6 protein-coding genes are annotated in these 6,888 nt (G+C 64.0%); 3 read left to right on the top strand and 3 right to left on the bottom strand.

Annotated features, from left to right (window positions below; genetic code table 11):
- Window positions 1-181 precede the first annotated feature (181 nt).
- The gene (gene cysS / locus LCF60_RS15780) at window positions 182-1,615 is read right to left on the bottom strand and encodes a cysteine--tRNA ligase (RefSeq protein ID WP_292293049.1); all 1,434 of its coding nucleotides are present in this window, start codon (window positions 1,613-1,615) and stop codon (window positions 182-184) included.
- A gap of 156 nt (window positions 1,616-1,771) precedes the next feature.
- Complete coding sequence (locus LCF60_RS15775) at window positions 1,772-2,683, bottom strand: cation diffusion facilitator family transporter (protein ID WP_292293048.1); 912 nt, start codon at window positions 2,681-2,683, stop codon at window positions 1,772-1,774.
- A gap of 116 nt (window positions 2,684-2,799) precedes the next feature.
- On the opposite strand from LCF60_RS15775, the gene LCF60_RS15770 reads away from it, so the two are divergent.
- Both LCF60_RS15770 and LCF60_RS15765 read left to right on the top strand, forming a co-directional pair.
- Window positions 2,800-3,981 (top strand): pyridoxal phosphate-dependent aminotransferase, encoded by a 1,182-nt coding sequence (locus tag LCF60_RS15770; protein ID WP_292293046.1) that lies wholly within the window; start codon window positions 2,800-2,802, stop codon window positions 3,979-3,981.
- A complete protein-coding gene (locus LCF60_RS15765) occupies window positions 3,981-4,319 on the top strand; it encodes a TfoX/Sxy family DNA transformation protein (RefSeq protein ID WP_292293045.1) in 339 nt (112 codons plus the stop codon). The genes LCF60_RS15770 and LCF60_RS15765 overlap by 1 nt, the downstream gene beginning before the upstream one ends.
- 60 nt (window positions 4,320-4,379) lie before the next feature.
- Here LCF60_RS15765 and ndk read toward each other — a convergent pair whose 3' ends face one another.
- Window positions 4,380-4,802, bottom strand: coding sequence for a nucleoside-diphosphate kinase (ndk, locus tag LCF60_RS15760; protein ID WP_292293043.1), 423 nt, complete (start codon window positions 4,800-4,802; stop codon window positions 4,380-4,382).
- Between the two features lie 200 nt (window positions 4,803-5,002).
- On the opposite strand from ndk, the gene LCF60_RS15755 reads away from it, so the two are divergent.
- The gene (locus LCF60_RS15755) at window positions 5,003-6,856 is read left to right on the top strand and encodes an ABC-F family ATP-binding cassette domain-containing protein (RefSeq protein WP_292293042.1); all 1,854 of its coding nucleotides are present in this window, start codon (window positions 5,003-5,005) and stop codon (window positions 6,854-6,856) included.
- Window positions 6,857-6,888: the final 32 nt, after the last annotated feature.

Raw genomic sequence — 6,888 nt, 5'->3', positions numbered from 1 at the left:
CTGCGTCTGCTGCCCGTCGCGCAGGGTGGTGTCGTAGAGAGTGAGGCGGGTTTTGGTCATCGGGTCATCCGGGGAAGTAAGGGCGCCGGTGCCGGACATAAGCCCGGCCTACGAAGGGTGGTGCAGTTTGCCGAGGGCTGCCCGGCGTGCGCCCGGGCTGAATGGGTCGAGCCGTGCGGGTTCATTTCGAAGCAACCTTTTCAAGCGGAGCTACCTGAAAATTCGCTTCGCGCTTATAGATCGTCTCACCATTCTTCTCAAAACGAACTGAAACTCCTGCCTCTTTGAAGGCATCGCGAATCTCATCTGATCGACTGAAATTTTTCTCCGCACGCGCCTTTTGCATTTCTTGGATCAATTCTTCGATCAAAGATTTAACTGTTTCGCCTTCAACTAAGAAATCAAAAACGCCAGCGTCAGTCTCACTCAGTGGCAATTCTAAAGACAGGAATTTCAAGGCAGATTTGAGCCCTTCATATTCGCCGCTGTTACTCATTCTGTGTAACTCAGCAATAGCTGCGGGTGTGTTGAGGTCGTTCGATAATATCTCGATAAGCTTTGACGGTAGGCTATCAGAGGCTTTGACGTCTTTGGTGAAAAGTGCCCACTTCTCCAAAGCCTCTTTCGCTTGCTCAGCCTTGTCAGCAGTCCAATCCATCGGTTTCCGGTAGTGCGTCGAAAGGAAAACAAAGCGGATGACTTCTCCGGGAACCTTCCAACCACCGGTCCAATTGCCGTCCAGCAAATCCCGCACGGTAAAGAAGTTGCCCAGTGACTTGGACATCTTCTTTCCCTCGACCTGCAACATCTCGTTGTGCAGCCAATAGCGCGCGAACCCGTGGCCCGCGCATTTGCTCTGCGCAATCTCGTTCTCGTGGTGCGGGAACATCAGGTCGTTGCCGCCGCCGTGGATGTCAAACGTTTCGCCCAACAACTCATGCGCCATGGCAGAGCATTCGATGTGCCAGCCGGGACGGCCCCGTCCCCACGGGCTGTCCCATCCGGGCAGATCATCGGTCGAAGGTTTCCAAAGCACAAAATCCATCGGATTGCGCTTGTAGGGGGCCACCTCGACCCGCGCACCGGCGATCATGTCGTCCACCGACCGGCCGGACAGTTTGCCATAACCTTCGGGCCAGCTATCCACCGCAAAGAGCGCATGACCTTCGGCGGCATAGGCGTGACCCTTGGCGATCAGGTCTTCGATGAAGGCGATCATCTGGTCAACATATTGGGTCGCGCGGGGCTCATGATCGGGGCGCAATGCACCAAGCGCGTCCATGTCGGCGTGATACCAGCTGATCGTCTCGTCCGAGCGTTCGCGGATCAGCGCCTCAAGCGTTCCATCCGCCCCTGCCGCGCGGCGCTTTTGGGCTGTTTCGTTGATCCGGTCGTCCACATCGGTGAAGTTGCGGACATAGGTGACGTGATCCGCACCGTAGACATGGCGCAGCAGACGGTAGAGCACGTCGAACACGATGACGGGGCGCGCATTTCCAAGATGCGCGCGGTCATAGACGGTGGGCCCGCAGACATACATCCGCACGTTTTCCGGATCGAGCGGGACGAACGGCTCTTTCTTGCGCGTCGCGGTGTTGGTCAGTTGGATGGTCATGGATGCTCCTCGCGGGCCGGATTGCGGCGGGAGTAGCAACTTCACTTCGATATGGGAATAGAAGACCGGCCCGCCAGATGGATTAGCGGATGATGCAGCAGAGGGGTGTTGCGATACGGGTCATGCGCGTGACATACCCGGCGCCCCGGCGATCCGTCAAGAGTGGCCGATGCGCTGGGAATCGGTACAGGCATGGCGCGCGCATTCCAGTTCCAGTGTCGAATGGCCGACCCCGGCCCCGGCCAGCCTGTCCTTGAGCGCGGCCTTGATCCGGTCGGCATCGCTCCAGCGGCCCGGGGCCACGACGACATGCGCCTCGAGCGCGGGCTCGTGTTCCTGCATCTGCCACAGGTGGGCGTGGTGGATATCCTGCACCCCGTCCACGGTCCGCAGGTCCTCGATCAGGCGGTCGGTGTCGATGCCCGCCGGACTGCCCAGCATCAGGATGCGGATCACGCCGCCGATCTCGGAGAACGACATCCACAGGATGTAACCTGCGATCCCGAAGGTGACGAGCGGGTCGATGATCTGCCAGTCAAAGAGCAGGATCAGCGTGCCCGCGACGATCACCGCAACCGATCCCAGCGCATCGGCGAGATTGTGCAGAAAGGCCGCGCGGATGTTGACGCTGTCCTTGGCCATCGCCCAGGTCAGCGCCGCTGTCACCAGATCCACCAAAAGCGCGATCCCGGCGATGATCACCACGAGCCAGCCATCGACGGCGTGCGGATCGAAAAGCCGCAGCGCCGCTTCGTAGCAAAGGTAGATCCCCAGCAGGATCAGCGTGGTGTAGTTGACCAGCGCCGCGACGACCTCGGCCCGTCCATAGCCATAGGTCATGGTCGCGGTGGCCCCCTTGCGGGCGATCCTGCGCGCGATCAGGGCAATGACCAGCGACGCCGCGTCCGACAGGTTGTGCAGCGCGTCGGCAATCAGCGCGAGCGAGCCGGACAGGATGCCGCCGATGATCTGCGCGACCGTCAGTCCGAGATTGACTGCAACCGCCCCGATCAGGCGGCCATCGCCGGCTTTCGGATCGATGTGATGATGCGCGTGGTCATGCGGCATTGCGGCCTCCTGCTCAGACCAAAGGTGACCTCTTGCGCGGAGAGGTTCAAGGGGCGCGGGCACTGGACCTTGCCCCGAGGACTGGGCAGAAGGGGGCAGACGTTTCGGAGGTCTCCATGCCAGCACTTTCACAGCGCATCACCACGCTCAACGGCGACGGATCGGACGGGTGGGATGTTTTCTACCGGGCCCGCGCCATGGTCGAGGCAGGTGTGCCGGTGACCGAACTGACCATCGGCGAGCATGACATCGGCACCGACCCGTCGATCCTGCGCGCGATGTATGACAGCGCCAGGGGCGGCCATACCGGCTATGCGATCGTTCCGGGAATCAGTGCGTTACGCGATGAAGTTGCAGCAAGGGTGCAGGCGCGGTCAGGTGTGCCGACGCGCCGCGAGAACGTGCTGATCACACCCGGCGGACAGGCGGGGCTGTTCGCGGCCCATATGGCAGTGTGCGCGCCCGGCGATGTGGCGCTTCATGTCGATCCCTATTACGCGACCTATCCCGGGCTGGTGCGGTCCGCGGGCGCGGTGCCGCGCGCGGTGGCGACACGGTCGGCGCAGGGGTTCCTGCCCGAACGGAGTGCTTTGGAGGCCGCCAGCGAAGGCGCCGCATCTCTTCTGATCAACACGCCGAACAACCCCACCGGTGCGGTCTATCCGCGCGCCACGTTGCAGGAGATCGCGGACGTGGTGACCGCAAGGGACATGTGGCTGATCTCGGACGAGGTCTATGACAGCCAGGTCTGGGAGGGCGCCCATCTGAGCCCCCGCGCCCTGCCCGGCATGGCCGAGCGCACGCTGGTGATCGGGTCGATGTCGAAAAGCCACGCCATGACCGGCAGCCGGATCGGCTGGATCGTCGGGCCAGAGGACGCCATCACCTGTCTTGTCGATCTGGCGACCAACACCACCTACGGGGTGCCGGGCTATATCCAGGACGCCGCGCTTTTCGGATTGCGCGCCGGGGCCGATCTGGAGCGGCGCGTGGCAGAGCCGTTCCGGCGGCGGCGGGCCATCGCTGAACGGGTTCTCGCGGCGCAGCAGGTGGTGCGGATGATCCCGGCGCAGGGCGCGATGTACGTGATGCTGGACGTGCGCGGCACCGGGATGAATGGTGAGGGCTTCGCCAATGCCTTGCTCGACGCGCATCGCATCGCGGTCATGCCGGGGGAAAGCTTTGGTCAGTCTGCCGCCGGGCATGTCCGCGTGGCGATGACGCTGGAGGACAGCCGGTTCGAGGTGGCGTTGCGCACCCTGTGCGCCTTTGCGGGCGGGTTGGCCAAGGCGGCGTGATGGCAGAACCGGTTTCGTCGATCCGCAACCTCGGACCCGCGATGGACGCAGCCTGCGCCAAGGCGGGGATCGGGTCGGCAGAGGCTTTGCGCGAGATCGGCGCGGACGAAGCCTACCGGCGGCTTTTGCTTTCGGGGATGCGGCCGCATTTCATCGGCTATTTTGTATTGGTGATGGGCTTGCAGGGTCGGCCCTGGAACGACTGCACAGGTTCTGAGAAGACCGCGCTGCGGGTCCGGTTCGATGCGATCAAGGCCGAGGTCGCGGAGCGTGTCGACGGGGTGCCTTCGGGGATCGAGCGATTTCTGGACGAGATCGGGGTCGGGCAAAAAAGATAGGCCGGGCAGATGCCCGGCCTTGCTGGCAAGAGCGGTGCGTGTGACCACGCACCCTACGGGTCAGCCGACCAGTTCGAGACCCGAGAAGAAGAAGGCGATTTCTTCTGCCGCCGTTTCCGGTGCGTCGGAGCCGTGGACCGAGTTTTCACCCACGGATTCGGCAAACTCGGCGCGGATGGTGCCGGGGGCCGCGTCTGCGGGGTTGGTGGCACCCATGACTTCGCGGTTCTTGGCGATGGCGTTTTCACCTTCGAGCACCTGAACGACAACCGGTTCGGACGCCATGAATTCGCACAGCTCGTCGTAGAACGGACGTTCGGAATGCACGGCGTAGAATTTGCCGGCCTGTGCCTTGGTCAGGTGGATGCGCTTTTGCGCGACGATGCGCAGACCTGCCTCTTCGAACTTGGCGTTGATCTTGCCGGTCAGGTTGCGGCGGGTGGCGTCGGGTTTGATGATCGAGAAGGTACGTTCGAGGGCCATGCTGGTCGCTCCGTGAGTTGGGTGTGTGTTTGGAGCGCCGGTTAGCATGGAGGTTTCACGTTGGAAAGCCCTTGGAAGGGCTTTCCTATCCCTGCTGCGCAGGGATTTGAGGGCTCTGCCCTCAAACTCCCGGGATATTTCTGAACCGGAGAAGAGATGGGCGCTGGCCTGTTCTGTCCGGCGTTGGTAAGGGGCGTGCCATGTTGAAGATCGAAGATATCACCTATGCGGTTGACGGGCGTCCCTTGTTCGAGGGCGCCACGGCGGTCATTCCGGACGGGCACAAGGTGGGCCTTGTCGGCCCGAACGGGGCGGGCAAGACCACGTTGTTTCGCCTGATCCGGGGCGAACTGGCGCTGGAGGGCGGCGCGATCTCGGTGCCGCGCGGGGCGCGGGTCGGTGGCGTGAGCCAGGAGGTGCCCGGATCGGACGTGTCGTTGCTCGACACGGTGCTGGAGGCCGATACCGAGCGCGCGGCGCTGATGGCCGAGGCGGAGACCGCGACCGACGGCGCGCGGATTGCGGAAGTTCAGACCCGGCTGGCGGATATCGACGCCTGGTCCGCCGAGGCGCGGGCGGCGTCGATCCTCAAGGGGTTGGGGTTCGACGACGCCGAGCAGCTGATGCCCTGTTCGGCCTTTTCGGGTGGCTGGCGGATGCGGGTGGCCTTGGCGGGGGTGCTGTTTGCCCAGCCCGACCTGTTGCTGCTCGACGAGCCGACCAACTATCTCGACCTTGAAGGCGCGCTGTGGCTGGAAAGCTATCTGGCGAGATACCCCTACACGGTGATCGTGATCAGCCACGACCGGGGCTTGCTGAACCGGGCTGTCGGCGCCATCCTGCACCTGGAAGACCGGCAGCTGACCTACTACCAGGGCCCCTATGACCAGTTCGCGCGGCAGCGCGCGGAACGGCGGGCGCAGGCGGCGGCGGTGGCCAAGAAGCAGCAGGCGCGCGTGGCCCACCTGCAGAGCTTTGTCGACCGGTTCCGTGCAAAGGCGAGCAAGGCCAAGCAGGCGCAATCGCGGCTCAAGATGATCGAGCGGATGGACATGGTCAGCGCGCCGGAGGAGATCGCCAAGCGGGTCTTCACCTTTCCGCAGCCCGACGAGCTGTCGCCACCGATCATCCGCGTCGAGAACGGTGTGACGGGCTATGGCGACACGGAGGTGCTGCGCAACCTGGACCTGCGGATCGACCAGGACGACCGGATCGCGCTTCTGGGCAAGAACGGCCAGGGCAAGTCGACGCTGGCCAAGCTCCTGTCGGACAGGTTGCCGCTGATGGCGGGACGGATCACCCGGTCGTCGAAGCTGCGGATCGGGTTCTTTGCCCAGCACCAGGTCGACGAGCTGCATGTCGACGAGACGCCGCTGGAGCATCTGCGCCGCGCGCGACCGCACGAGATGCCGACCCGGCACCGGGCGCGGCTGGCGGGGTTCGGGTTGATGGCGGCGCAGGCGGAGACCGTGGTGGGCAAGCTGTCGGGGGGGCAAAAGGCGCGGCTGTCGCTGCTGCTGGCGACACTGGACGCACCGCATCTGCTGATCCTCGACGAACCCACCAACCACCTTGACATCGAGAGCCGCGAGGCGCTGGTCGAGGCGCTGACCGCCTATTCCGGCGCGGTCATCCTGGTGAGCCACGACATGCACCTGCTGTCGATGGTGGCGGACCGGCTGTGGCTGGTGAAGGACGGCCATGTCATGCCCTACGAGGACGACCTGGATGATTACCGCGCCATGCTGCTGGCCTCGGACAAGCCCGCGAAGGCCGAAAAGCCCAAGCCCGCGCGCCCTGCCCGGCCCGACCGCGACACGGTTCTGGCGCTCAAGGCCGAGCTGCGCAAATGCGAGGCGCGCGTCGAGAAGATCGAGGCGATGCGCGAGACGCTGGCCAAGAAGCTGGCCGACCCGGCGCTCTACGAGACCGCGCGCAAGGGTGAGCTTGCGACATGGAACAAGAAATACGCCGAGGTCATGGAAGGGCTGCACCGCGCCGAGGCGCTGTGGGAGAAGGCGCTGGAAAAGCTGGAGACGGCAGAAGCGCCCTGACCCCGGCGCGGCCGCGAGGCCTGCGGGGTTGC

The sequence above is a fragment of the Marivita sp. genome, from assembly GCF_020055635.1.
Taxonomy (GTDB): Bacteria; Pseudomonadota; Alphaproteobacteria; order Rhodobacterales; family Rhodobacteraceae; genus Marivita.
This window is presented reverse-complemented; position numbering and strand designations above follow the sequence as displayed.